Origin of the sequence: Pantoea sp. QMID4, from assembly GCF_030270445.1 — a bacterium.
Classification (GTDB): domain Bacteria; phylum Pseudomonadota; class Gammaproteobacteria; order Enterobacterales; family Enterobacteriaceae; genus Pantoea; species Pantoea vagans.
This window is the reverse complement of record NZ_BSXL01000003.1, coordinates 311,644-335,032: the sequence shown is the minus strand read 5'-3', so window position 1 is coordinate 335,032 and position 23,389 is coordinate 311,644. Positions and strand designations below refer to the sequence as shown.

19 protein-coding genes, 1 tRNA gene and 1 pseudogene are annotated in these 23,389 nt (G+C 52.8%); 12 read left to right on the top strand and 9 right to left on the bottom strand.

Going from position 1 to position 23,389, the window contains the following annotated elements:
* Positions 1-4: 4 nt before the first annotated feature.
* The 4 genes and pseudogenes from glnT to QSK07_RS08960 form a co-directional block, all read left to right on the top strand.
* Positions 5-1,300 (top strand): type III glutamate--ammonia ligase, encoded by a 1,296-nt coding sequence (gene glnT, locus QSK07_RS08975; protein ID WP_285721404.1) that lies wholly within the window; start codon positions 5-7, stop codon positions 1,298-1,300.
* 13 nt (positions 1,301-1,313) lie between these two features.
* Positions 1,314-2,195, top strand: coding sequence for an EamA family transporter (locus tag QSK07_RS08970; RefSeq protein WP_285721403.1), 882 nt, complete (start codon positions 1,314-1,316; stop codon positions 2,193-2,195).
* A gap of 1,394 nt (positions 2,196-3,589) precedes the next feature.
* The gene (locus tag QSK07_RS08965) at positions 3,590-4,090 is read left to right on the top strand and encodes a site-specific integrase (protein ID WP_352230961.1); all 501 of its coding nucleotides are present in this window, start codon (positions 3,590-3,592) and stop codon (positions 4,088-4,090) included.
* A gap of 103 nt (positions 4,091-4,193) precedes the next feature.
* A pseudogene (locus QSK07_RS08960) lies at positions 4,194-4,730 on the top strand (IS30 family transposase); the annotation flags it as partial.
* Between the two features lie 108 nt (positions 4,731-4,838).
* Here the strand turns inward: QSK07_RS08960 and QSK07_RS08955 are convergent.
* The 3 genes from QSK07_RS08955 to QSK07_RS08945 all read right to left on the bottom strand — a co-directional run bounded on the left by QSK07_RS08955 (position 4,839) and on the right by QSK07_RS08945 (position 6,366).
* The gene (locus QSK07_RS08955) at positions 4,839-5,057 is read right to left on the bottom strand and encodes a hypothetical protein (RefSeq protein ID WP_285721402.1); all 219 of its coding nucleotides are present in this window, start codon (positions 5,055-5,057) and stop codon (positions 4,839-4,841) included.
* A 239-nt stretch (positions 5,058-5,296) separates the two neighbouring features.
* Positions 5,297-5,372 (bottom strand) — tRNA-Ile (locus QSK07_RS08950).
* A 202-nt stretch (positions 5,373-5,574) separates the two neighbouring features.
* The gene (locus QSK07_RS08945; protein ID WP_285721401.1) at positions 5,575-6,366 is read right to left on the bottom strand and encodes an SDR family NAD(P)-dependent oxidoreductase; all 792 of its coding nucleotides are present in this window, start codon (positions 6,364-6,366) and stop codon (positions 5,575-5,577) included.
* 138 nt (positions 6,367-6,504) lie between these two features.
* On the opposite strand from QSK07_RS08945, the gene QSK07_RS08940 reads away from it, so the two are divergent.
* Complete coding sequence (locus QSK07_RS08940) at positions 6,505-7,089, top strand: TetR/AcrR family transcriptional regulator (RefSeq protein WP_285721400.1); 585 nt, start codon at positions 6,505-6,507, stop codon at positions 7,087-7,089.
* Positions 7,086-7,604: a G/U mismatch-specific DNA glycosylase gene (mug, locus tag QSK07_RS08935; RefSeq protein WP_285721399.1), complete on the top strand. Its 519-nt coding sequence runs from the start codon at positions 7,086-7,088 to the stop codon at positions 7,602-7,604. Before QSK07_RS08940 ends, mug begins: the two co-directional genes overlap by 4 nt.
* 74 nt (positions 7,605-7,678) lie before the next feature.
* Here the strand turns inward: mug and rpoD are convergent, their stop codons facing one another.
* The 3 genes from rpoD to rpsU form a co-directional block, all read right to left on the bottom strand.
* Positions 7,679-9,520 carry an RNA polymerase sigma factor RpoD gene (rpoD, locus tag QSK07_RS08930; RefSeq protein WP_013359071.1) on the bottom strand — a complete coding sequence of 614 codons (1,842 nt, stop codon included), beginning with the start codon at positions 9,518-9,520 and terminating at the stop codon, positions 7,679-7,681.
* A gap of 362 nt (positions 9,521-9,882) precedes the next feature.
* Positions 9,883-11,628: a DNA primase gene (gene dnaG, locus QSK07_RS08925; protein WP_098052334.1), complete on the bottom strand. Its 1,746-nt coding sequence runs from the start codon at positions 11,626-11,628 to the stop codon at positions 9,883-9,885.
* 118 nt (positions 11,629-11,746) lie between these two features.
* Positions 11,747-11,962: a 30S ribosomal protein S21 gene (gene rpsU / locus QSK07_RS08920; protein ID WP_001144069.1), complete on the bottom strand. Its 216-nt coding sequence runs from the start codon at positions 11,960-11,962 to the stop codon at positions 11,747-11,749.
* A 276-nt stretch (positions 11,963-12,238) separates the two neighbouring features.
* Here rpsU and tsaD point away from each other — a divergent pair, with 276 nt between their 5' ends.
* Positions 12,239-13,252 (top strand): tRNA (adenosine(37)-N6)-threonylcarbamoyltransferase complex transferase subunit TsaD, encoded by a 1,014-nt coding sequence (gene tsaD / locus QSK07_RS08915; protein ID WP_275221549.1) that lies wholly within the window; start codon positions 12,239-12,241, stop codon positions 13,250-13,252.
* Between the two features lie 29 nt (positions 13,253-13,281).
* Here the strand turns inward: tsaD and plsY are convergent, their stop codons facing one another.
* Positions 13,282-13,887: a glycerol-3-phosphate 1-O-acyltransferase PlsY gene (gene plsY, locus QSK07_RS08910; RefSeq protein ID WP_098052336.1), complete on the bottom strand. Its 606-nt coding sequence runs from the start codon at positions 13,885-13,887 to the stop codon at positions 13,282-13,284.
* Positions 13,888-13,995: 108 nt separating this feature from the next.
* Between plsY and folB the strand changes: the two genes are divergently transcribed.
* Positions 13,996-14,355, top strand: a complete 360-nt coding sequence (gene folB, locus QSK07_RS08905; protein ID WP_033733928.1) for a bifunctional dihydroneopterin aldolase/7,8-dihydroneopterin epimerase — start codon at positions 13,996-13,998, stop codon at positions 14,353-14,355.
* Positions 14,356-14,546: 191 nt separating this feature from the next.
* Positions 14,547-15,365: an undecaprenyl-diphosphate phosphatase gene (bacA, locus tag QSK07_RS08900; RefSeq protein ID WP_098052337.1), complete on the top strand. Its 819-nt coding sequence runs from the start codon at positions 14,547-14,549 to the stop codon at positions 15,363-15,365.
* Between the two features lie 15 nt (positions 15,366-15,380).
* Here the strand turns inward: bacA and QSK07_RS08895 are convergent, their stop codons facing one another.
* Together QSK07_RS08895 and QSK07_RS08890 are read right to left on the bottom strand one after the other, a co-directional pair.
* The gene (locus QSK07_RS08895) at positions 15,381-16,613 is read right to left on the bottom strand and encodes a multifunctional CCA addition/repair protein (RefSeq protein ID WP_285721398.1); all 1,233 of its coding nucleotides are present in this window, start codon (positions 16,611-16,613) and stop codon (positions 15,381-15,383) included.
* A gap of 157 nt (positions 16,614-16,770) precedes the next feature.
* Complete coding sequence (locus tag QSK07_RS08890) at positions 16,771-17,391, bottom strand: TIGR04211 family SH3 domain-containing protein (protein WP_285721397.1); 621 nt, start codon at positions 17,389-17,391, stop codon at positions 16,771-16,773.
* Between the two features lie 271 nt (positions 17,392-17,662).
* On the opposite strand from QSK07_RS08890, the gene QSK07_RS08885 reads away from it, so the two are divergent.
* The 3 genes from QSK07_RS08885 (at position 17,663) to hldE (ending at position 23,354) form a co-directional block, all read left to right on the top strand.
* Positions 17,663-18,973: a CYTH domain-containing protein gene (locus QSK07_RS08885; protein WP_285721396.1), complete on the top strand. Its 1,311-nt coding sequence runs from the start codon at positions 17,663-17,665 to the stop codon at positions 18,971-18,973.
* 33 nt (positions 18,974-19,006) lie between these two features.
* The gene (gene glnE / locus QSK07_RS08880; protein ID WP_285721395.1) at positions 19,007-21,859 is read left to right on the top strand and encodes a bifunctional [glutamate--ammonia ligase]-adenylyl-L-tyrosine phosphorylase/[glutamate--ammonia-ligase] adenylyltransferase; all 2,853 of its coding nucleotides are present in this window, start codon (positions 19,007-19,009) and stop codon (positions 21,857-21,859) included.
* 70 nt (positions 21,860-21,929) lie between these two features.
* Complete coding sequence (gene hldE / locus QSK07_RS08875) at positions 21,930-23,354, top strand: bifunctional D-glycero-beta-D-manno-heptose-7-phosphate kinase/D-glycero-beta-D-manno-heptose 1-phosphate adenylyltransferase HldE (protein WP_285721394.1); 1,425 nt, start codon at positions 21,930-21,932, stop codon at positions 23,352-23,354.
* The last annotated feature ends 35 nt before the right edge of the window (positions 23,355-23,389 follow it).

Sequence of the window (23,389 nt, the reverse complement as noted above, 5' to 3'; positions counted from 1 at the left end):
AATTGTGTCTGAAGCATCAGTTTTGAAAGCTCGTTGCAAAGAAGAAAAAATAGATTTCATACTTGCGTCATTTAGTGACCTTTTTGGTATTGTGCGCTCTAAGTTAATTCCTGTTTCAGCCATTGATACATTGATTGAAAACGGTGCTGCATTTGCAGGTTTTGCTGCGCATTTTAATCTGACGCCTGCAGATCCTGATATCGTTGTTCATCCTGACGTTTCGACTTTTACTCCATTACCATGGAGGCCCGGTGTTGCTTGGATTACTGGTGATTTATACACAGATGGCCACTTATTCGATCAATCTCCTCGCAATCAACTAAGATTAAAAGTAGAAGATGAGAAGCGTCATGATCGTAATTTAAAAACTGGGGTTGAAGCTGAGTTTTTTTTACTTAATAAAGATGATTTAAACACGGCTGATGCATATGATGCTTATCATAAACCTTGTTATGATCAAACAGCATTAATGCGAAGTTATCATATTATTAGCGAGATATGTAAGTCTTTAGATATACTTGGATGGTCACCATATCAAAATGATCATGAAGACGCTAATGGACAGTTTGAAATTAACTGGAAATATAGTGATGCTTTAACTACGGCAGATCGACACACATTTTTTAAGTTTGCTGTTAAGAGTATCGCAGAAAAGCATGGAGTACGGGCAAGCTTTATGCCAAAGATATTTAATGATTTAACTGGTAATGGTTGCCATATTCATTGTTCTGTATGGAATAATGATGGGAAGAATATATTTTTAACTCAAGATGCAGAATCTGTCAATTCATCAGTAATTGGACATTTTACTGGTGGTCTCTTGAAATTTGGAGGAGCCATTAGTGCTTTAACAAATCCTACTATTAACAGTTATAAACGTCTCGGAGCTATAACTACTTCTTCTGGTTCTACTTGGGTCTCACAACGACTTTCTTGGTCAGGAGATGATCGAACCCATGCTGTTCGCATTCCCGATAAAGGCCGTATTGAATATCGAATTCCCGATGGTTCTGCAAACCCCTATCTTTTACAATTAGGTGTAATGTCAGCAGGTATGATAGGAATTACTGAATGTATCGAGCCAGGTAAATCTAAAACTGCTTACTCTTCAGACGGAAGTCTCGTTGAATATCCGCAATGCGTTGAAAATGCTCTCACTACCTTAGAGGGGTCTCACCTGATAAGAGAGTATATTGGTAATGAGCTCGCTACAGGATTAATTAAATTACGCCGTCAGCAGTTACATAGTTACAATAGTACAGTTAGCTCTTGGGAGCATATGTTCACTCTCGACTGTTGAGTAGAGGTAAATAATGAAAGGTGTTTTGTTTATTATAGGCAACATTATTGTTGCCTCTTTACAGAGTGTGCTTTTAAGTTCTTGGTTAAATGGGATAAACGTATTCTTAATCGTAGCACTGAGTTTTAGTATAGTTATGTCTTTGTATACCTCTCTTTTTTTTGCAAAAGGGCGACGTTTTGTCGCTTCACTGGTTGAGCTTAAAAGAGAAATATTGATAATAAATTTTGTTTCTGCTTGCAACTGGATTTTTTATTTCTTTGCAATAAAATTTCTCAATCCTTCTGCAGTTGTAACAATTACACAGTGTATGCCGGCCGTGTTTATTTCTTTTTTCATGATAGCTAGAGGCAAAAAACCTTCATCTACAACCATTCTCTTCCATTCGCTAATTTTGCTTTGTATAGTGTTTTTAGTTAATTCTTATATATCACAAAGTAGTAGCTCAGGTAACAACACTATTTTGGGTGTTATAATTTCCCTACTATGTGCTATCACTGTTGCGATGACAATCTCAGTCTCACGTGTCTTTTCAGAAAATAAGATACCAAGTTATGTGGTGCTTTCTCTGCGCTTTCCCTTACTAATATTGATTTCATGGAGTCTTGTACCACGTTCGTCATTATTAGAAATTTCCAAGGAACAGGTTTATATAATTCTTTTTGTTGCTTTAGTTGGTTTAGCTCTCGCAAATTACTTTTTGCAAAAAGGAGTGGAATTCGCTACACCATTGATTGTGAGCACGACTTTAACCTTGTCGCCTGCTGTGGTGTTATTCTTTGATAAAATCTACCGTCATAATCATACAATGGATCTTAGATCTTGGGTTGTTCTTTTAATAGTAACGCTATCTCTGGCATGCATATATTTTAACGCAAGGAGGAAGGATGCCTAATAAATAATGACCCATCTTGCTTAATGCGAATTTAAAATAAAAACCTCATATTTTAGCAATATTTGAAGTTTTCCAATCGAATAAAATTCGGTTCTCTTGTGTCTTTTTAGCAAAAACCCGATTAGTGAGGTCGGGTTTCAATTTTTTTCCTGGGGCTGAATAATTCGCTCTAGCATGTGTCACTTCGAAAAATAAATTTTCGATTTCGATTTCTAAAAAATAATTAATAGACACTTAGAGTTAGATAAAAATATTAATTAGTGGGTTTTTTTTCTTTTAATCCTCTCTTATCCATACTTGCTATATATTTAGATTTTTTCTGATAATTTATTTTGAAGTAAGGATTGGGCTCATTATAGTACAGCCTAAAGTCATGAATGACTTTATGGTCATAAATAACATTGCTGAACCATTATGATTAAGGAACTTATTCTGAAAAAACTTTTAAAACTTTTAAAACTTTTAAAACTTTTAAAACTTTTAAAACTTTTTATAAATATTCGCTGAGATTACTTACATGGCTGGATTAATCGCAGCGCAACATCATTTTCATAACTCCATTGATCGAAAATTCTGCTGGTAAATTCTGGTGTCTGAATTTTTTAATTTTCGTAGTATTGATTGGCTATTTTCCAGAATATGAGTCTTCTCAATGCATTTAATCATGAATGCAGCGCTGTCCGTCTGGTTCTTTAAAATTAAATACGCAGAATAGGCAAAATTCTTCGGCCTCTGCCAAGAATATTCATTATAAAAGCTTTCGAACATGCCAGGTCCGATTCATTTAGGCGAAGAAGTGTAAAACACTTAGTCGCCAGTCTTTCACGGTGGCATCTGCATTTCAAGCTCGGACCTTAAGGAAAGGTGGAGCTAAGCCGCTAGTGTTAGAACGAAAATTTTCACACCTTAAGTTTCCTGATATACCGGTAACTAAAGCGGCGGCGCTCTGATAACATTCCTGCAATGTGCATAGAAAACTGACCGGCAGCATCAGGACTTTGAGTCGTGTTATTTGCAGGTTAAAAGGTACATAACGCTCACGGCGCTGTGATAGACCGGGGTTTAACCAATCTTGCCCAGTAATAGTCATCCAATTCTAATTCGCATGCCCGTTCGACTTATAATTCTATAAACTTATATAATAAACATTTTATATAAGGCCAGACAGAGTCTCTGAAACCCTGTAACATGCGGATTGGGGCTGGATAATGAACTATACAGCCATTTATATGATAATGGCTGCGTTCTGTACGGCGTGCGCCTGAACGACACCTTTACGGAGGTGGTTAAAAATCAGGCATCGCTACGTGAAATCTGATGGGCAACTGCCCCAACGTCTTGTTCAGAATTCACGTAGCGCTGCCTTTCAGTCAACAGGGCTAAACGGAGCAGACATGAACGATATATCCGGTTTTACCGGTATGATTCTCAGCGGCAGCGCCGGTGATGATCTCACTGCGGAACTGGCTGCGTTCGTCCGCCATCGGGAGGCTTTTTCGGCCAACACGTGGCGTCAGCTGCTGAGCGTGATGCGGATCTACTGGCGCTGGTCTCAGGAGAATCGTCGCTCCTTTCTGCCGATGACCCCGGATGACATGCAGGACTACCTGTTTCACCTGCAGGCCATCGGCCGTTCGACCTCCACCATTTCGGTGCGCGCGGCGTCAATTTCAATGTTACACCGTAATGCAGGTCTGGTGCCGCCAACGGTCGTGACTGACGTTGTGCGGGCCAGGAAGAAGATAAACCGTACCGCGGTCATGTTAGGTGAGCGCACAGGGCAGGCAGCTCCATTCTGCCGGCCTGACCTGAACCGTCTGGATGTTGAATGGGCTCATTCATCCCGCCTGCAGCAACTGCGCGACCTGGCGTTTATGCATGTTGCTTATAGTTAGGGTGTCCCGGAACGGGGATCGCATTCTGTGATGAGATTTTAATTCTCCCAGTGCATACCTGACTTTCATCTAGATATAGCAGGGTGTAGCCTGTGAGTTCAACGGGTCGGGATTAGGGTCAATTCGTGATACGATCTCTATCAGCGAAAGACCACCTGAAGCCGCTGACAGAGACATACCCGGTCACTGGGAAGGTGACCTGATCCAGAGCTCGGAAAACTCCTGTATCGTCATCCTCGTAGAACGTCATTCCCGTTTTGTTATGCTGGCCAGGATCAGGGACAACAAGACCATAACGGTTATATCTGCACTCATCAAAAAAGCCCGGGAATTACCTGCTGAGCTTTATAAAACATTAAAATGGGACCGGGGAGCTGAAATGACCAGCGACACCCGGTTTACTGTAGCCACAGATATCCAGGTTTACTTCTGCGATCCTCAATCCCCCCTGGTAACGCGGCTCCAATGAAAATACAAACAGATTGCTTAGGCAGTATTTCCAAAAGGAACTGACTCATCGGTTCACAGCCAGCAAAGACTAGACAGTGTTGGCAGGCAGCTCAACGAGAGGCCAAGAAAAACGCTAAATTATGAATCACCTGCAGAGCGTTTTAACCAATGTGTTGCACCTATCAGTTGAACTCACAGCACAAAGCGGACTTGCAACCGGGTACACTTGCTGAGAGTGCGTAGTAGAAATTTGCAAGGAATTACTGACATCATAAAGTTTTAATCAACGGGGAGCAGGTCAATACCAGCTTTCATATCTAAACCAATACAGCGAAGGCTGATGCTCTGAACGTCGATACTTTTTCAGCGCTAAAAGGCACAGGGCGTTGTAGCTCTGATCTGGATAACGCTGTTTGAGCCGTTCAAATAGAGTCTTAACACTGATGAAGCGTTCTGTATCGGACCGGCGCGCGAGTTGCTCATTACGCAATTGCTGAATGGAATCGTCGAAACTCATGGCTTGTTTTTGTCCTGCAATCCTGGGGGGTCAGATAAGGCTGTCTTAATGATTGAATCTGGATGGCTGTCAGGCTTTTCGAAAAAGGAAATCAGGTTTCTGGCAACCGGCCAGCCAGACATTTAAACCCACACTACTTACGTCACCCAGCCATTCTCTTACGTCACCCACTACATCACCTGAATCGCACCCAAAGAAAAAGGAGTCAGACGATTTCGCATCTAACTCCTTGTTTTATTTGGTGGCCCCTGCTGGGCTTGAACCAGCGACCAAGCGATTATGAGTCGCCTGCTCTAACCACTGAGCTAAGGGGCCAGCGGAGCGGGGATTATAAAGTATCTCTTCAGGGCAATCCAGCACTCCGCCACCGGTTGCTGAAATAAGCAGCAGCAATTTAGCTGCTGATTTCTATAACAAATCTGGCAACGCCTGAAGCTGAAGTCGCAAAACGGCACGGATAATGCTTCTCCGTACCGTTAACGAAACCGGACTTCAGCCGCGATGAGTTTATGCTAACTCAGTTCTGACCATAGCGTGATGCCGATTTATCCCGTGAAAGGTGAGGAACCATTGCACCACGCGCCCGATCGTAGTTATGCCACATCTGCAGATCTTCCAGCGCCGGAATAGTTACTGCTTCTTTGCTGTCCAGACCGGCAAGCGCGGCGTCCACCATCTCATCCACGTCCATCAGCATCTCAGCTGGGATTTCATTGATCGACTGGCCGGCACGGTCAAAGATTTCGGTGCGGGTTGCGCCGGGTAAGACGGCCTGAACCTGCACGCCGCTCCCGGCGAGTTCACGCTGCATGGCCCGTGTCAGCGTCAGCACGTAAGACTTGGTGGCGTTATAGGCGCCATTGAACATCTCGTGCATCAGTGACAGCACCGAGGCGATATTAATGATGATGCCGTGACCGCGTGCTTTAAACGCCCGGCCAGCCGCCTGTGCCAGACGGGTTGGCGCCAGAATGTTTAACGCCAGCATGCTGTTAATGCGCGTGATGTCCGCCTCCAGAAACTCGCCTTCCACACTCATGCCTGCGTTATTCAGCAGCAGCGTAATCTGAGCGTTGTTGGCCAGCTCTGACTCCACGCGCTGCAGGTCCTGCTCCCGGGTTAAGTCAGCCTTCATCACGGTCACCTGAATGGCGTGCTGCTGTGTCAGTGCGTCCGCGAGGGTGGTGAGTCGTGCCTGATCCCGGGCGGCCAGGATCAGATCATAACCGCGTGCTGCCAGTCGTTTTGCATAGGTCGCGCCGATACCGCTGGATGCGCCGGTGATTAATGCTGTGCCTGATTTTGACATCTTTTCTTCCTCATATGATGAACGTCATAATGACTATAAATATGACGTTCATCATATCAGCCGTCAAGCTGGAATATGATGACCGTAATAATTACTATAATAGCCAGAAGCTACCGGGCAGAAACCAAAGGAAATAAGATGGAGAAGCAGAGCAGCAAAGCACAGACGCGGCAGCGTATCCTTGATGAGGCGGCGCGTGTCATGCGTGAAACCGGCACCGAAGGAATCGGTGTAGCGGCGCTGATGAAGCGGGTAGGGCTGACACACGGCGGTTTTTATGCGCATTTTGCGTCACGTGAGGAGCTGGTTGAGGAGGTGCTGAAGCATATGTTCGCTGAAGCCGATATCTTTAAGCCCGCTCAGTCCGTGACCCAGCCAGCGCAGCAGCTGGCAGACTTTATTGATAGCTATTTATCCGAGGCGCATCGCAATGCACCGGCGCAGGGCTGTCCGCTGGCAGCGCTGGTGAGCGAAATGGCGCATCTTCCCCAACCGACGCGACAGATCTTCGCCCAGGGCTTCAGTACGATGCATGCCAGTCTGACGCAGTTGCTGAGTGAGCTGGGGTGGACGGATGCGGATACGCTGGCTTCAAGCATGATGGCAGAGATGATTGGCGCGCTGGCGCTGGCGCGAGCCTGTCCGGATGCGGAACAGGCCAGCCTGCTGCTGCAACGCAGTCGAGCCGCGCTGAAGCAGCGCACGCTGGAGGTCGCAGCATGAGTGAACACGCTATCCGCGACATCATCAGTTCCGGTCTTGATGTGCTGTTCTGCGGCATTAACCCTGGCCAGTCAACGGCCCATCAGGGGTTCCACTTTGCACATCCCGGTAATCGCTTCTGGAAGGTAATCCATCTGGCGGGATTTACCCGTGAACAGCTGAAACCCGAGGAAGAACAGCGCCTGACGGAAACCGGCTGCGGCATCACGATGCTGGTCGAGCGGCCCACGGTGCAGGCGAATGAGTTAGCACCTGATGAGCTGCGGGACGGCGGCGAACGCCTGATGCAGAAGGTACTGAATTATCAGCCCGCCGCGCTGGCGATTCTGGGTAAAGATGCGTTTCGTCGCGCCTTTAAGCAGAGCAAAGTCGAATGGGGGAAACAGCCGATCTGTATGGGAAAGACGCAGGTGTGGGTGTTGCCCAATCCCAGTGGTCTGAATCGTGCATCACTGGACGAAATGGTGGAGGCGTATCGTCAGCTCTGGCTGGAGCTGCATCCGGAGAGCAACTGAATCTGCGAAGGGCAGGGGAGAGGCGCTAACAGGCAGGCATAAAAAACCCCGGCGAACCGGGGTTTTTGTCAGACTTAATCGTCGAGGAAGCTACGCAGCACTTCCGAACGGCTCGGATGGCGCAGTTTACGCAGGGCTTTCGCTTCAATCTGACGAATACGTTCACGCGTAACGTCAAACTGTTTGCCCACTTCTTCCAGCGTATGGTCCGTGTTCATATCAATACCGAAACGCATGCGCAGTACTTTCGCTTCACGCGCGGTCAGGCCAGCCAGCACGTCGTGGGTAGCAGAACGCAGGCTCTCTGAGGTAGCAGAATCCAGCGGCAGCTCCAGCGTGGTGTCTTCGATAAAATCGCCCAGATGTGAATCTTCATCATCACCAATCGGCGTCTCCATTGAGATCGGCTCTTTAGCGATTTTCAGCACTTTGCGGATTTTATCTTCCGGCATCAGCATACGCTCAGCCAGCTCTTCCGGCGTCGGTTCACGGCCCATCTCCTGCAGCATCTGGCGCGAAATACGGTTGAGCTTGTTGATGGTCTCAATCATATGCACCGGAATACGGATGGTACGCGCCTGGTCAGCGATAGAGCGGGTGATAGCCTGACGGATCCACCAGGTCGCATAGGTCGAGAACTTGTAACCACGGCGATATTCAAACTTATCTACCGCTTTCATCAGGCCGATATTACCTTCCTGAATCAGGTCGAGGAACTGCAGACCGCGGTTGGTATATTTCTTGGCAATCGAAATAACCAGACGCAGGTTCGCTTCCACCATCTCTTTCTTGGCGCGACGGGCCTTAGCTTCACCGATCGACATGCGACGGTTAATGTCTTTAACCTGCTCAATGGTCAGGCCGGTCTCTTCTTCAACCTGTGCCAGTTTCTGCAGGGAACGCATCACGTCATCCTGCACTTCCAGCAGCTTCTCAGACCACGGCTTGTTCATTGCCAGTGCGGCTTTGAACCAGCTTTCATTAGTTTCATTACCGGTAAACAGCGTGATGAAGTTTTTCTTTGGCATTTTGCACAGCTCAATACAGAGCTTCATGATCAGACGTTCCTGGGTACGGACACGTTCCATCATGGTGCGCATGCTGCCTACCAGGTAATCGAACTGCTTCGGTACCAGGCGGAACTGCTTGAAGACGTCGGAGAGGTTCTGGATTTCGGCAACGGCAGCAGCATGACTGCGACCTTTGCTTTTAATCACGTCGCGGGTGGTTTCATACTGCTTACGCAGGTCAGAAAACTTCTCGCGTGCCAGTTCCGGGTCGATAGAGTTATCGTCGTCGGAGCTGTCATCATCCTCTTCATCTTCTTCATCGTCGTCGTTACGATCGGCTTCAGAAAGTTCAGAACCCACGTGCGTTGCCGTCGGGGCCAGATCTTCTTCTGCGTTAGGATCGACGAAACCCGTGATCAGATCGGAAAGGCGTGATTCACCTGCTTCAACTTTGTCGTATTGATCCAGAAGATAAGTAATCGCTTCAGGGTATTCGGCTACAGAACACTGAACTTGGTTGATACCGTCTTCAATACGCTTGGCGATGTCGATTTCGCCTTCACGCGTCAGCAGTTCAACGGTACCCATTTCACGCATATACATGCGAACCGGGTCAGTGGTGCGCCCGATTTCAGATTCAACGCTGGATAACACCTGAGCGGCAGCTTCCGCGGCATCTTCGTCAGTATCGGAGCTGTTTTCATTCAGCATCAGATCGTCGGCATCCGGGGCTTCTTCAACCACCTGAATACCCATGTCGTTAATCATCTGGATGATGTCTTCGATCTGATCTGAGTCGACGATATCTTCCGGCAGATGGTCATTGACCTCAGCATAGGTCAGATAGCCTTGCTCCTTACCACGGGTGACAAGAAGCTTGAGCTGTGACTGCGGGTTTTGCTCCATAAGACGGTATCCACACTTCTGTTAAATTAGATTGGTGTCGGTCGGCAGCGCGCCAACAATAGCAGTGAAGGCGTTTAATTCTTGCCGCTGCCTTCGTCGCGGCGTGGGCTTTGCCCAACAGTAATCGGCACTTAAGCCGCTTGTATAAATTTTTGGTGGTGCAGGCCTGGCTTACTCGCCATTCTGCTTCCCGGCAGTGCTCGCTCTCCTCACGTACTTCAGTACGCTGCGAGAGTTGTGCGCTGGCGGTAACCAGACTGGCTTCGACGCCTGGCTTTTAATTCCTGTGCTGACGGCCTGGCTTAACGCTCCCGGCCTTAAAACAACCACGCCGCCCTTCGTCAGAACGGGCAGCGTGCTAATTATTTTCTGGCAAACGCCTGACTGAGTGTCCAGAGTTCGCGGCGCTCATCGGCGCTCAGTCCCTGGGTGCGTTCACGCGCAATTAAAAATTCCAGGCGCTCTTCAAGAGCAGAATCATAGATGCTGGCCAGCGAGTCCTGAAACACCGCTTCGGCTTCTTCATCTACTATCATGTGGTTCCAGATCGCCAGCGTTTCAAGCGTCTGACTAAAATTTGTTCCGCGATATAACTCTAGTAGCTGTCCGGTGGTCAATCCAGGATTCTCAGTACAACGACCCACTAACTCAATAAATAGCGGTAAACCCGGCATTTTTGACTCAGACAGCCCATCAAGCGAAGGCACCAGGGTCGCCAGCTGCGGGTTCTGAATCAGCAGGGCGATCAGCACGCGCATGGTGGTCCGTTTCAGCGGTGGCGCAACCGGCGCCGTTCCGCTTGCGGCCAGCTTTGGCATCAGCTTTTCAAGCTGATTGTCATCAAGAATACCGAGCTTGTTCCCCAGCTCCTGACGCATATAAATACGTAAGGTCTCACCAGGGATCTGCGTAATCAGCGGTAAAGCCAGCGTGCTCAGACGCGCTTTTCCGTCGCGTGAGCTCAGATCAACCTGCGGCAGCAGGCTATCAAACAAAAACGAAGAGAGCGGCATCGCCTGCTCCATCCTCGCCTCAAAGGCGGCTTTACCCTCTTTGCGTACCAGCGTATCCGGGTCTTCACCATCGGGTAAAAACATAAAGCGTAGCTGACGACCATCATTCATGTAAGGCAATGCGGTCTCAAGCGCACGCCATGCTGCTTCACGACCCGCCCTGTCGCCGTCGTAACAGCAGATCACGGTGTCGGTACTGCGAAACAGCAACTGAATGTGTTCAGCCGTGGTGGAGGTGCCTAACGACGCAACAGCATAATCGATGCCGTACTGCGCCAGCGCAACCACGTCCATGTATCCCTCGACCACTAACAGGCGGGCGGGTTCAGGATGGTTCTTAACGGCTTCATAAAGGCCATAAAGCTGGCGGCCTTTATGGAAAATAGGGGTTTCCGGTGAGTTCAGATACTTCGGCGTATCGTTACCCAGTACGCGACCACCAAAACCGATGACGCGTCCGCGTTTATCGCGGATCGGAAACATGACGCGGTCGCGAAACCGGTCATAGGTACGGCCTTTGTCATTGCTGACCAGCATGCCCGCTTCCATCAACGATTCGCGATCTTCCGATTGCTTACCAAAACGCTTGAGAACATTATCCCAGCCGGCTGGCGCGTAACCTATGGCGAAATGATTGATGATGTCGGCGCTCAGACCACGACGATCAAGATAATCGCGTGCTGGCTGCGCACTGGATTGCTGCAGACCCTGCTGATAAAAACCGTTAAGGTTCTCCATCAGCTGATACAGGCTCTGGCGCTGATGGCGTTCCATCTGGCTGGGCCCGCTGCCTGCTTCGTAAGGCACGTCTAAACCGTGGGAAGTGGCTAACTCTTCAATACTTTCAACAAACTCCAGACGATCAAAGTTCATTAAAAAGTCGATAGCGTTGCCATGTGCACCACAGCCGAAACAGTGATAGAACTGCTTTTCGCCGTTTACGGTGAAAGAGGGCGTTTTTTCATTATGGAAAGGACAGCACGCATGAAAATTCTTACCCTGCTTTTTCAGCTTAACGCGGGCATCGATAAGATCCACGATATCCGTGCGGGCAAGTAAATCATTGATAAATACGCGTGGAATTCGTCCAGCCATACGCCCCAGATTTTCAGCTCATAAACGGCAACAAGCCGCGCTTCCTTTCGGAAAGCACGGCCTTTTACTTGACTCTGTCTGCGTGAATCACGCGGTGGAGGCGGACCTCCGGAACGACTTAGTACAGACGAGTGCGGCGTGCGTTTTCGCGAGCCAGTTTCTTGGCGTGACGCTTAACTGCTGACGCTTTAGCGCGCTTACGTTCGGTAGTCGGTTTTTCATAGAACTCACGACGACGAACTTCAGCCAGAACGCCTGCTTTCTCGCATGAACGCTTGAAGCGACGCAGTGCTACGTCAAATGGCTCGTTTTCACGTACTTTAATTACCGGCATGTAACTCTCACCTCGATAAAATTCGGTTTTGCTGCTGACTGCGGCGCCAGCACATTTCAAAATGGTGCAGCATTTTACTCCAACTCATGTTGGTTTGTAAAGCACCATGCATAATTTGAAACCAACAGGAGCGTTTGCCTGTGCGGCTGCCGGTTTTTCCAGGGGCGGGAGTATAGCGCACTCTTTAGCCGACAGAAAATGACTTTTTACGCGGGATGCCCGCGCTGCACATCACATTGCTGTGATAAACTGCGCGCCGCAAGAATGAGGTGATGAATGCGAATTCTGGGTATTGAAACGTCGTGCGATGAAACCGGCATCGCAATCTATGATGACGAGGCCGGATTACTGGCAAACCAACTCTACAGCCAGGTAAAACTGCATGCCGATTATGGTGGTGTGGTGCCGGAACTGGCCTCACGCGATCACGTGCGTAAAACCGTGCCGCTGATTCAGGCGGCGCTGAAAGAGGCGGGGCTCGAGCCGCAACAGATTGACGCTGTGGCTTACACTGCCGGTCCCGGGCTGGTCGGTGCGCTGCTGGTCGGCGCCACCATTGGCCGCGCGCTGGCGTTTGCGTGGAAAGTGCCTGCCGTGCCGGTTCATCATATGGAAGGCCACCTGCTGGCACCGATGCTGGAAGTGAATCCACCGGAATTTCCGTTTGTCGCACTGCTGGTGTCCGGCGGACATACCCAGTTGATCAGCGTCACCGGCGTCGGTGAATATGAATTGCTGGGTGAATCGATCGATGATGCTGCGGGCGAAGCCTTTGATAAGACGGCGAAGCTGCTCGGCCTGGATTATCCGGGCGGGCCGATGCTGTCGAAGATGGCGCAGCAGGGCACGGCGGGGCGTTTCACCTTCCCGCGGCCGATGACCGATCGTCCAGGTCTGGACTTCAGCTTCTCCGGCCTGAAAACCTTTGCCGCTAATACGATTCGTGCTAATCCTGATGATGCGCAGACCCGTGCTGATATCGCCCGTGCCTTTGAAGATGCCGTGGTGGATACGCTGTCGATCAAATGTAAGCGCGCGCTGGATCAGACCGGCTTTAAGCGTCTGGTCATTGCCGGTGGCGTCAGCGCTAACCGCACATTGCGCGAGCAGATGGCGATTATGATGCAAAAGCGCGGCGGTGAAGTGTTTTACGCCCGCCCGGAGTTCTGTACCGACAATGGTGCGATGATCGCGTACGCGGGCATGGTGCGGTTAAAAGGCGGAACGCGGGGCGAGTTGAGTGTCAGTGTGCGACCGCGCTGGCCACTGGCGGAATTGCCCGCCATCTGACGTGAAAAAAGCCGGCTTGCCGGCTTTTTTTATGGCTGAGATTTCTTTTTGCGCTTCCAGATTTTGCCTTCCTGACCGCGCCACAGCCGCTGAATATTATCGTGATGGCGCAGCAGGATCAGACAGGAGAGCATGGAAACCGGAAAGGTAAACTGCGGTTTGAACCACCAGACATAGAATGGCGCGATCAGTGCACTGACAATCGCTCCCAGCGAGGAATAGCCGCTGAGTAAAACGGTGAGCAGCCACGTGCCGGTGACCAGCCCGGTTAAGTCCCAGCCAATCGGCGCAATCGCGCCAAAGGCCGTTGCCACACCTTTGCCACCGCGGAAGTGAAAGAACACCGGATAAATATGACCGAGACAGGCGGCAATGGCGGTCAGGCCTAGATAGAGCGGCGTCACGTGCATAAGATAAGCCAGCCAGACCGGCACCATCCCTTTCAGCACATCAAACACTAATACGCTGGCTGCTGCGGCTTTACCGCCCAGACGCAGTACGTTGGTGGCGCCCGGATTACCGGAACCGTGTGTGCGGGGATCGGGCAGGCCAGCGAGTTTGCAAACCAGAATCGCACTGGAAATCGAACCGCAAAGATACGCGAAAATAATCATACCAAGCGCGAAAGCACTCATAACACCGTACCGTTCCCTTTAGGGTCGTTTTGATCTCATCAACCGTGGATAATACGCATAATCCGCCGGAAGTGGTATCCGGCTTAGCCAAAAACAGAGACCCTCATCATGGATATCGTATTTATAGAACAACTCACGGTGTTCACCACCATTGGCGTTTACGACTGGGAACAGGGTATACAGCAGAAGCTGGTGCTCGATGTCGAAATGGCATGGGATAACCGTCTGGCGGCCAGCAGCGACGATGTGAATGATTGTCTCAGCTATGCCGATGTCTCCTCGGCGATTCTGACCCATCTGAACGGGGGGCGTTTTGCCCTGGTTGAGCGGGTGGCTGAAGAAATCGCGGATCTGTTGATGAACCGTTTCAATTCGCCTGGCGTACGCATAAAGGTAAGCAAACCGGGCGCTGTAGCCCAGGCGGCGCAGGTTGGCGTACGAATTGAGCGCGGGACTATTCCTAAATAAATACGATGTGATTGCCATCACAATGAAACCAAACCAAATTACTGTCTGTCATAGCGTGGACCGTTTCGTTACAGCAGGCGAAACGGAGCGGACCTTAAGGTTTAATTCAGGCTAATTGCGGCATGATTTCAGGCGATAGCAACGCGCTACCGCCTTTTTAGTGGTTTTGAAACGGATAGAGGGAACATTTGATGGCAGATATTCATCAGCTTTGGGTAGCTGCAATCCTGGGCGTTGTGGAAGGGCTGACCGAATTTTTACCGGTCTCTTCCACAGGGCACATGATTATAGTGGGTCACCTGCTGGGCTTTGAAGGTGAAAAAGCCGAGACCTTTGAAGTTGTGATCCAGTTAGGATCGATTCTGGCTGTAGTAGTGATGTTCTGGCGCCGTCTGTTTGGCCTGATCGGCATTCACTTTGGCGAAGTCAAACATGAAGGCACCGGCACCGGACGTCTGTCGCTGATCCACATCCTGCTGGGTATGGTTCCGGCTGTGGTAGTGGGTCTGGTGCTGCACGATCAGATCAAAACGCTGTTCAATCCGATCAACGTGATGTACGCGCTGGTCGTGGGTGGTGTACTGCTGCTGGCCGCAGAGTACCTTAAGCCTAAACAGCCGAAAGCTGTCGGCGTCGATGATATTACCTATCGTCAGGCCTTCATGATTGGCTGCTTCCAGTGCTTAGCGCTGTGGCCAGGCTTCTCACGTTCCGGTGCAACCATCTCTGGCGGGATGCTGATGGGTGTGAGCCGCTATGCCGCGTCAGAATTCTCCTTCATTCTGGCGGTGCCAATGATGATGGGTGCGACCGTACTGGACATGTACAAGAGCATCGGCTTCCTGACCATGGCAGACTTCCCGATGTTCGCTGTAGGCTTTGTCACCGCGTTTATCGTGGCGCTGATTGCGATTAAAGCCTTCCTTGAGCTGATCAAACGCATCTCGTTTGTCTCGTTCGCCATTTACCGCTTTATCGTGGCGGCAGCGGTTTACATGATCTTCATGTAACCCCGTGGCAGCCTGCTAGTCAGGCTGCCCGATCGCCAGACCCTGCGCGACGGCGGCAATGCGTCGTCGCGTCATCTCTTCCCGCACTTCCATCCCTTTGAATCCCGCTTCGACAACCGCTTTGGTCGGCACTGACTGTGCCAGCGCAAAAGCACGACGCAGATAGTCGCCCTGCGGATAAGGCATACTCTCCAGCCCGGCACGTCCGCGCGCATCCGCTTCGCTGGTCAGCGCCATCTGCTCAACGCGCTGCGGCTTACGCCAGGCATCGATGCGGTCAAACAGCGCCACCAGTGATGCTGCAGATTGGCGCTCAATGGTGTGCACAATGTCGTGAAATTCGGTCACAATCAGCGCCAGATCGCGAATTGCGTTGGGCACCCGCAGCCGCTGGCACAGCGCCTCGACCAGCGGAACGCCTGCGCGGCCATGACCGTGGTGGCTCGGCCACAGCTCAGGGGGGGTCAGCGCTTTACCGACGTCATGAAACAGCGTAGCAAAGCGCACATCGATCTCGCTGGAGAGCGCGGCGGCCATCGCCAGCGTCATCAGCGTATGCACACCGGTGTCGATCTCCGGGTGCCATTTAATCGGTGCAGGAATACCAAACAGATTATCCAGCTCAGGAAACAGCACCTGCAGCGCACCGCAGTCGCGCAGCACCTGAAAATAGACCTGCGGATTGCGTGAACTCAGCGCTTTTTCCGTCTCTTTCCACACCCGTTCGGCAGTGAGATTCGAGAGCTCACCGCTTTCGGCCATCTGCTGCATCAGCTGCTGGGTTTCGGGGGCAATACGAAAGTTGAGATGGGCAAAACGTGCAGCAAAGCGCGCGACGCGCAATACCCGCAGCGGGTCTTCACTGAAGGCTTCCGAGACGTGACGCAGCAGGCGCTGGGCAATATCACGCTGGCCGTTGTAGGGATCAACCCGCTCGCCGTTTTCATCCTGTGCGATGGCATTGATAGTCAGATCGCGGCGCTGTAAGTCCTGCTCCAGCGTCACGTCGGGCGCAGACCAGGTGACAAAGCCGGTGTAGCCTTTCCCGTTTTTCCGCTCGGTCCGGGCCAGCGCATACTCTTCGCGACTGACGGGATGCAGGAAAACGGGAAAATCGCGACCGACCTGTTGATAACCCTGCTCAAGCATGGCTTCGGGCGTGGAACCTGTTACCACCCAATCTTTGTCTGTAACCGGCAGATTCAGCAGCGCATCACGCACCGCACCGCCAACAAGAAACGTCTTCACGCAAAACTCCAGAGAAAAGAAATGACCTGCACGCCGGGCATATTCCGCGCCTGAAATCAGCGGTGCATCTCATTTTATTGTTGCACAGATTCCCCGGATTGCAGACATGCCAAAAGGGGGATCCTGCGATCCCCTGCTCAAACCCGACAGAAGCGGGTCAGTTCATCCAGCGATCGCTTTTCTTACGGCGCGGCAGCATGTGCGGCAGTAAGAGTCCCAGCAGCAGGCCAACACCCAGCACGCCGCCGCCATACATAAACCACTGCATGATGATGGTGCGCTGCTTGTCATCCAGCTGAACGTTAGCGGCGCTGACTTTCTTCTGGGCGACGATCAGCTCATTTTTCAGCTTCTGGTTCTCGCCTTTCAGCCCGTTGATCACGCCGTCGCTGCTGGCGACTTTGTTCTGCATCTCAGCGGTGCGCTGGTTCCAGCTGTTGTCGATGTTATCCAGCTTGGCTGTCAGATCTTTCACCTGCTGCTCAAGCTGCGGCACCCGGGTGCGCAGGCTCGGATTGGCGCTGAGCTGCGACAGGGGGATCCAGGTAGTGCGGCCTTCCGAATCACGGATCTGGCCATAATGGGTGTCATTGTTGGTCTGTAACAACTGCACCTCTTCCCCGGCGTTCAGCTTACCGAGCAGGCGAAACTGATCGCCCGGCCCGCTGCGTACCCAGGTTGAGAGTTCATCAGAAACATAGCGTTTTTCGTCGGCATGGGCTGGTGCAAGGGTGCTGAGGGCCAGCAAAGTGATTCCAGCGAGTGTGATTTTTTTCATTCGATTTCGTTTGGCTTAGTCTGACTAAAATTTACCGGCACAGTCTGGAGAGGCCTCGCATAAATCTGAATGAGAACTATCCTGGTCTCATGAGAGTGCGAAAAGGTCTGCGAAAGAGCAAAGAAAGCAGAGACAGCGCGGCTTCTGTGCATTAATCTTCGCCTGATAACCCCTTGCCCTCCAGGCGACAGCGTAAGTAACCTGCTGATAATTGCCTGAAATATGCAGGAAAAACCCTCTTAAGTGCCAGCGGCGTAGTGAATAAAAAATTATGACCATCGAAATCGAACTAAAGTTCATTGCAACTCCACAGGCAGCCGTGAAACTGGCTGAACTGCTCTCCACTCTGCCGCATCAGCATCAGGCTGCTCGCGAGCTGACCAACATCTACTTCGAAACTGACGACAACCAGCTTCGGCGCTGGGATATGGGATTACGTATCCGTGGCGTCAATCAGCGGTATGAAATGACGCTGAAAGCGGCGGGGCAGACGCTCGGCGGGCTGCATCAGCGTCCGGAATACAACGTTGAACTCAGCGAGCCGGTGCTGGATATTGCCCGCCTGCCCGCAGAAATCTGGCCAAAGGGCACCGATGTCGCGGCGTTGCAACAGCGCTTACAGCCGTTGTTCACCACCCATTTCCAGCGCGAAGTCTGGCTGATCACCACAGGCGACAGTGAAATTGAAGTGGCGTTTGATCAGGGTGAAGTCACGGCGGGTGAGTTCAGTGAGCCGCTTTGCGAGATTGAACTGGAGCTGAAGCGCGGCGAACGCCAGGACCTGCTGGCTTTTGCGCAGCAGCTGGCGGCACTGGGTGGCCTGCGTATGGGCAGCCTGAGCAAAGCCGCCCGCGGTTATCTGCTGGCGCAGGGTAATCCGCCCCGTCAGATTGAGGCCTTCCCGCTGCTGAAAGCAGGCGGCAAGGCCACGGTAGAGCAGGGCATGGTCGCTGCAATGTCGGCTGGCCTGCGTCACTGGCAATATCATGAAGAAGTCTGGCTGCGCGGCAACGCGGCGGCGCAGGAAGCGGTGCGTGAAGCGCTGGATCTGCTGCGTCAGGCGTTCAGCCTGTTTGGTGCGCTGGTGCCACGCAAAGCCAGCAGTGCTCTGCGTCAGCAACTGACCACGCTGGAAGAGACGCTGGTAAACGAAGAGCAGGAGGCGGCGACGTTCTGCTTGTCTTCTCTCTCGGTTGAAACGCAACTGGCGCTGACCCACTGGCTGGCTGAGTCTCAGTGGCGTCAGTGGATCGATGCCAAAGGAGAAGCCAAGCTGCAGGGTTCGTTTAAGCGCTTCAGCGACATCATGCTGAGCCGCGTCAATGCCGATCTGCGAGAAACCTTCATCACGGTCAAACAGCCCAACGAATATCAGGACAAAGCCACTCGTCTGGCGCGCCAGCTGCTTACGGTGCATCTGCTGGCCGGATCTTATCCTGCAGAAACGGTGATGAGCTGGCTGGAACCGTGGCAGCAACTGCTGTCAGCGATTCATGAAAAGCAATCATCCGGATTAGCCTGGCTGACATCGCAGGCCCTGAAACAGCAGCCATTCTGGCTCACCAGCGGCGCTGGCCGCTAACGGGTAATTCGTACCGCCATCAAGGAGGGCATTATGTTGGCAGCACTTCCCGCGTCGCTACGCGACCAGGCCGAAGAGGCCGCCCGACAGCTTGGGGTTCCGCTGGCTTCGCTCAGCCAGGAGCAGGCCACCGGGCTGGCTTTCAGTGATTTCGTGCTGGAAAACCTGCAACAACATCCCGACTGGTGGCAGACGATGCTCGACCAGCCGCCGCAGCCTGATGAGTGGCAGCACTACGCTGTATGGCTAAACGAGGTGCTCAGCGGCATCGACAGTGAAGCGAGCCTGATGCGCGAACTGCGGCTGTTTCGCCGCCGTATGCTGGTGCGTATCGCCTGGATGCAGGCTCTGCAACAGGCAATGACCGAACAGAGCCTGCAACAGCTCAGTGTCTTAGCTGAGGTGCTGATCAGCAGTGCGCGTGACTGGGTATATCAGGATTGCTGCCGTGATTTTGGTACGCCCTGTAATGCCGACGGCGACGCGCAGCCGCTGCTGATTCTGGGCATGGGCAAGCTGGGTGGCGGCGAACTCAATTTCTCGTCTGACATCGACCTGATTTTTGCCTGGCCGGAAAACGGCACCACGCGCGGCGGACGGCGTGAGCTCGATAATGCTCAGTTCTTTACCCGTATGGGCCAGCGGCTGATCAAAGTACTGGATCAACCTACCATGGATGGCTTTGTCTATCGTGTGGATATGCGACTGCGGCCGTTTGGCGACAGTGGTCCGCTGGTGATGAGCTTTGCCGCGCTGGAAGATTACTATCAGGAACAGGGACGTGACTGGGAGCGTTACGCGATGGTTAAGGCGCGCCTGATGGGCGATGACCACGACCGCTGGAGCCTGGAGCTGCAGCAGATGTTGCGGCCGTTCGTGTATCGCCGCTACATCGACTTCAGCGTGATCCAGTCACTGCGTAACATGAAAGGGATGATCAGCCGCGAGGTACGGCGACGCGGGCTGAAAAACAATATCAAACTCGGCGCGGGCGGCATTCGTGAAACCGAGTTTATCGTGCAGGTGTTCCAGCTGATTCGCGGCGGGCGTGAGCGCTCGCTTCAGTTGCGTTCGCTGCTGCCGACGCTTGAGGCGATCAAAACGCTGGCTCTGCTGCCTGCTGAACAGGTCGATGCGCTTCGTGACGCCTATCTGTTTCTGCGGCGGCTGGAGAATCTACTGCAAAGCCTTGGCGACGAGCAGACCCAGACGCTGCCCGAGGATGAGTTGCATCGCGCCCGACTGGCGTGGGCGATGAATTGTGCCGACTGGCCTGCGCTGATGACCCAACTCGATGCTCAGATGGCAGCAGTACGGACAATCTTTGACGAGCTGATTGGGGAAGATACGCCTGAGATTGGCGATCAGCGTGAGCTGGCGGAGTTTCAGGTGCTGTGGCAGGACCAGCTGGAGGATAACGAGCTGGCACCGCTGGTGCCGCAGCTCAGTGACGATCAGCGGCAGACGCTGCATCAGACGCTGGAGGCGTTTCGTCAGGACATCAGCCGGCGCACCATCGGCCCGCGTGGCCGTCAGGCGCTGGATCAGCTGATGCCGCGTCTGCTGAGCGAAGTCTGCCCGCGTGAAGATGCGGCTATCACGCTGAGCCGTCTGACGCCTTTGTTGCTCGGTGTGCTGACCCGCAGCACCTATCTGGAGCTGCTGACCGAATATCACGGTGCCCTGCGTCACCTGATTCGCCTGTGTGCGGCCTCACCGATGGTGGCCAGCCAGCTGGCGCGTCACCCCCTGTTGCTGGATGAACTGCTCGATCCCGCTACGCTCTATCAGCCGACTGCCACCGATGCCTATCGTGACGAGCTGCGGCAGTATCTGCTACGCATCCCCACTGAAGATGAAGAGCAGCAGCTGGAAGCGGTGCGGCAGTTTAAGCAGGCGCAGCATCTGCGCATCGCTGCTGCTGACATCGCGGGCACGCTTCCGGTGATGAAAGTCAGCGATCATCTCACCTGGCTGGCGGAAGCGATCATCGACTCTGTGGTGCGTCAGGCGTGGAACATGATGGTGCAGCGCTATGGTCATCCCTCTCACCTGAGCAATGAACATGAACGCGGTTTTGCGGTGCTGGGCTACGGCAAGCTGGGTGGCTGGGAGCTGGGTTACAGTTCCGATCTCGATTTAGTCTTCCTGCATGACTGTCCGGCAGACGCCGTGACCGATGGGGAGCGCAGCATCGATGGCCGTCAGTTCTATCTGCGCCTGGCTCAGCGCATTATGCATCTCTTCAGTACCCGCACCGCCTCCGGCATTCTCTACGAAGTGGACGCGCGTCTGCGTCCTTCCGGCGCGGCGGGGATGCTGGTCAGTACCTTTGAGGCGTTTGAAGAGTATCAGCGCAGTGAAGCCTGGACATGGGAACATCAGGCGCTGGTCCGGGCGCGCGTGGTGTTTGGCGAAGCAGCGCTGGGTGATCGTTTCAACGCGATTCGTCAGACGATTCTGTCGCTGCCACGTCCTGCAGACGCGCTGCAAACTGAAGTGCGTGAGATGCGTGAAAAGATGCGCGCTCACCTCAGCAACAAACATAAAGGTCGCTGGGATATCAAAGCCGATGCGGGTGGCATCACCGATATTGAATTCATCGCCCAATATCTTGTCTTACGCTACGCCGCTGAGCAGCATGAACTGACGCGCTGGTCTGATAATGTGCGCATTTTCGAGCTGATGGCGAAGTACTATAAAATGCCCGCCGATGAAGCGCAGGCGCTGACGCAGGCTTATGTCACGCTGCGCGACGCCCTGCACAATCGCGCCCTGCAGGAGCTGCCTGGCCACGTTGAGCCAGAGGCTTACGCAGCGGAGCGGCAGACGGTTCTGAACAGCTGGCAGCGCTGGCTGATAGCACCTGCGTCTATCCTGGCGTGATGCTGATAGCACAAATCGCAACTGTGCTATCATCCGCGCACTATTTTTAATGCAGTCTGGAGTGTCTTGAATGAAAGTGACTCTGCCCGCGTTCGGCCAAGCCTCAGTGCTGGTTGTTGGCGATGTAATGTTGGATCGTTACTGGTATGGCCCAACCAGCCGTATCTCCCCTGAAGCACCGGTTCCGGTGGTGAAAGTGGACCAGGTTGAAGAGCGCCCTGGCGGTGCGGCAAACGTCGCGATGAACATTGCAGCACTCGGTGCCGTGTCCCGGCTAATCGGCCTGACCGGTGAAGATGACGCGGCGCGCGTGTTGAGCAACACGCTGAAAGACGTCAACGTTCATTGTGACTTCGTGGCGGTCAAAAGCCATCCGACCATTACCAAACTACGCGTGCTTTCCCGCAATCAGCAGCTTATCCGCCTCGACTTTGAAGAGGGCTTTGAACAGGTCGATCCGGAGCCGATTCACCAGAAGATGCGTGAGTCACTGGCTGCTGCGGGTGCGCTGGTGCTGTCCGATTATGCCAAAGGCGCGCTCTCCAGCGTGCAGACCATGATTACCCTTGCGCGCGAAGCGGGCGTGCCGGTATTGATCGACCCAAAAGGCACTGATTTTGCGCGCTACCGTGGCGCAACGCTGCTGACGCCGAACCTCTCTGAATTTGAAGCCGTGGTCGGCAAATGCAAAACCGAAGACGAGATCGTGGCGCGTGGGACGCAGCTGATCGCGGATTTTGATCTCTCTGCGCTGCTGGTGACCCGTTCCGAAAACGGTATGACGCTGCTGCAGCCGGGCAAAGCACCTCTGCATCTGCCAACCCAGGCGCAGGAAGTCTATGACGTGACCGGTGCCGGCGATACGGTGATTGGCGTGCTGGCGGCTGCGCTGGCGGCGGGCGACTCGCTGGAAGAAGCCTGTTTCCTGGCCAACGCGGCAGCGGGCGTGGTGGTGGGTAAACTCGGTACCTCGACCGTCAGCACCGTTGAGCTGGAAAATGCGATTCATGCCCGTCCGGAACAGGGTTTTGGCATCATGACGGAAGCGCAGTTAAAAGCCGCCGTTGAGATGGCCCGCCGTCGTGGCGAAAAAGTGGTGATGACTAACGGCGTGTTCGACATACTGCACGCGGGACATGTCTCTTATCTGGCCAATGCCCGCAAGCTCGGCGATCGACTGATCGTCGCGGTGAACAGCGATGCGTCTACTAAGCGCCTGAAAGGTGAAAGCCGTCCGGTCAATCCGCAGGAAAACCGGATGATCGTGCTTGGCGCGCTGGAAGCGGTCGACTGGGTGGTTGTTTTTGAAGAGGATACGCCGCAGCGGCTGATTGCGGGCATTCTGCCTGACCTGCTGGTCAAAGGCGGTGATTACAAGCCGGAAGATATCGCAGGCAGCAAAGAGGTCTGGGCAAATGGCGGCGACGTGCAGGTGCTGAACTTCGAGGATGGTATCTCCACCACCAACATCATCAAAACCATTCGCGGCAGCTAACGCAGAGGGTAAGCGGGAGCCAGGCTCCCGCTTAC

Coding starts and splice junctions, on each gene's coding strand:
- tsaD (WP_275221549.1), top strand. CDS start 12,239: ATGCGAATTCTGGGTATTGAAACGTCGTGCGATGAAACCGGCATCGCA.
- dnaG (WP_098052334.1), bottom strand. CDS start 11,628: ATGGCTGGACGAATTCCACGCGTATTTATCAATGATTTACTTGCCCGC.
- mug (WP_285721399.1), top strand. CDS start 7,086: ATGAGTGAACACGCTATCCGCGACATCATCAGTTCCGGTCTTGATGTG.
- glnE (WP_285721395.1), top strand. CDS start 19,007: ATGTTGGCAGCACTTCCCGCGTCGCTACGCGACCAGGCCGAAGAGGCC.
- QSK07_RS08890 (WP_285721397.1), bottom strand. CDS start 17,391: ATGAAAAAAATCACACTCGCTGGAATCACTTTGCTGGCCCTCAGCACC.
- QSK07_RS08970 (WP_285721403.1), top strand. CDS start 1,314: ATGAAAGGTGTTTTGTTTATTATAGGCAACATTATTGTTGCCTCTTTA.
- rpoD (WP_013359071.1), bottom strand. CDS start 9,520: ATGGAGCAAAACCCGCAGTCACAGCTCAAGCTTCTTGTCACCCGTGGT.
- folB (WP_033733928.1), top strand. CDS start 13,996: ATGGATATCGTATTTATAGAACAACTCACGGTGTTCACCACCATTGGC.
- QSK07_RS08940 (WP_285721400.1), top strand. CDS start 6,505: ATGGAGAAGCAGAGCAGCAAAGCACAGACGCGGCAGCGTATCCTTGAT.
- hldE (WP_285721394.1), top strand. CDS start 21,930: ATGAAAGTGACTCTGCCCGCGTTCGGCCAAGCCTCAGTGCTGGTTGTT.
- QSK07_RS08965 (WP_352230961.1), top strand. CDS start 3,590: ATGAACGATATATCCGGTTTTACCGGTATGATTCTCAGCGGCAGCGCC.
- QSK07_RS08955 (WP_285721402.1), bottom strand. CDS start 5,057: ATGAGTTTCGACGATTCCATTCAGCAATTGCGTAATGAGCAACTCGCG.
- QSK07_RS08885 (WP_285721396.1), top strand. CDS start 17,663: ATGACCATCGAAATCGAACTAAAGTTCATTGCAACTCCACAGGCAGCC.
- rpsU (WP_001144069.1), bottom strand. CDS start 11,962: ATGCCGGTAATTAAAGTACGTGAAAACGAGCCATTTGACGTAGCACTG.
- bacA (WP_098052337.1), top strand. CDS start 14,547: ATGGCAGATATTCATCAGCTTTGGGTAGCTGCAATCCTGGGCGTTGTG.
- QSK07_RS08945 (WP_285721401.1), bottom strand. CDS start 6,366: ATGTCAAAATCAGGCACAGCATTAATCACCGGCGCATCCAGCGGTATC.
- plsY (WP_098052336.1), bottom strand. CDS start 13,887: ATGAGTGCTTTCGCGCTTGGTATGATTATTTTCGCGTATCTTTGCGGT.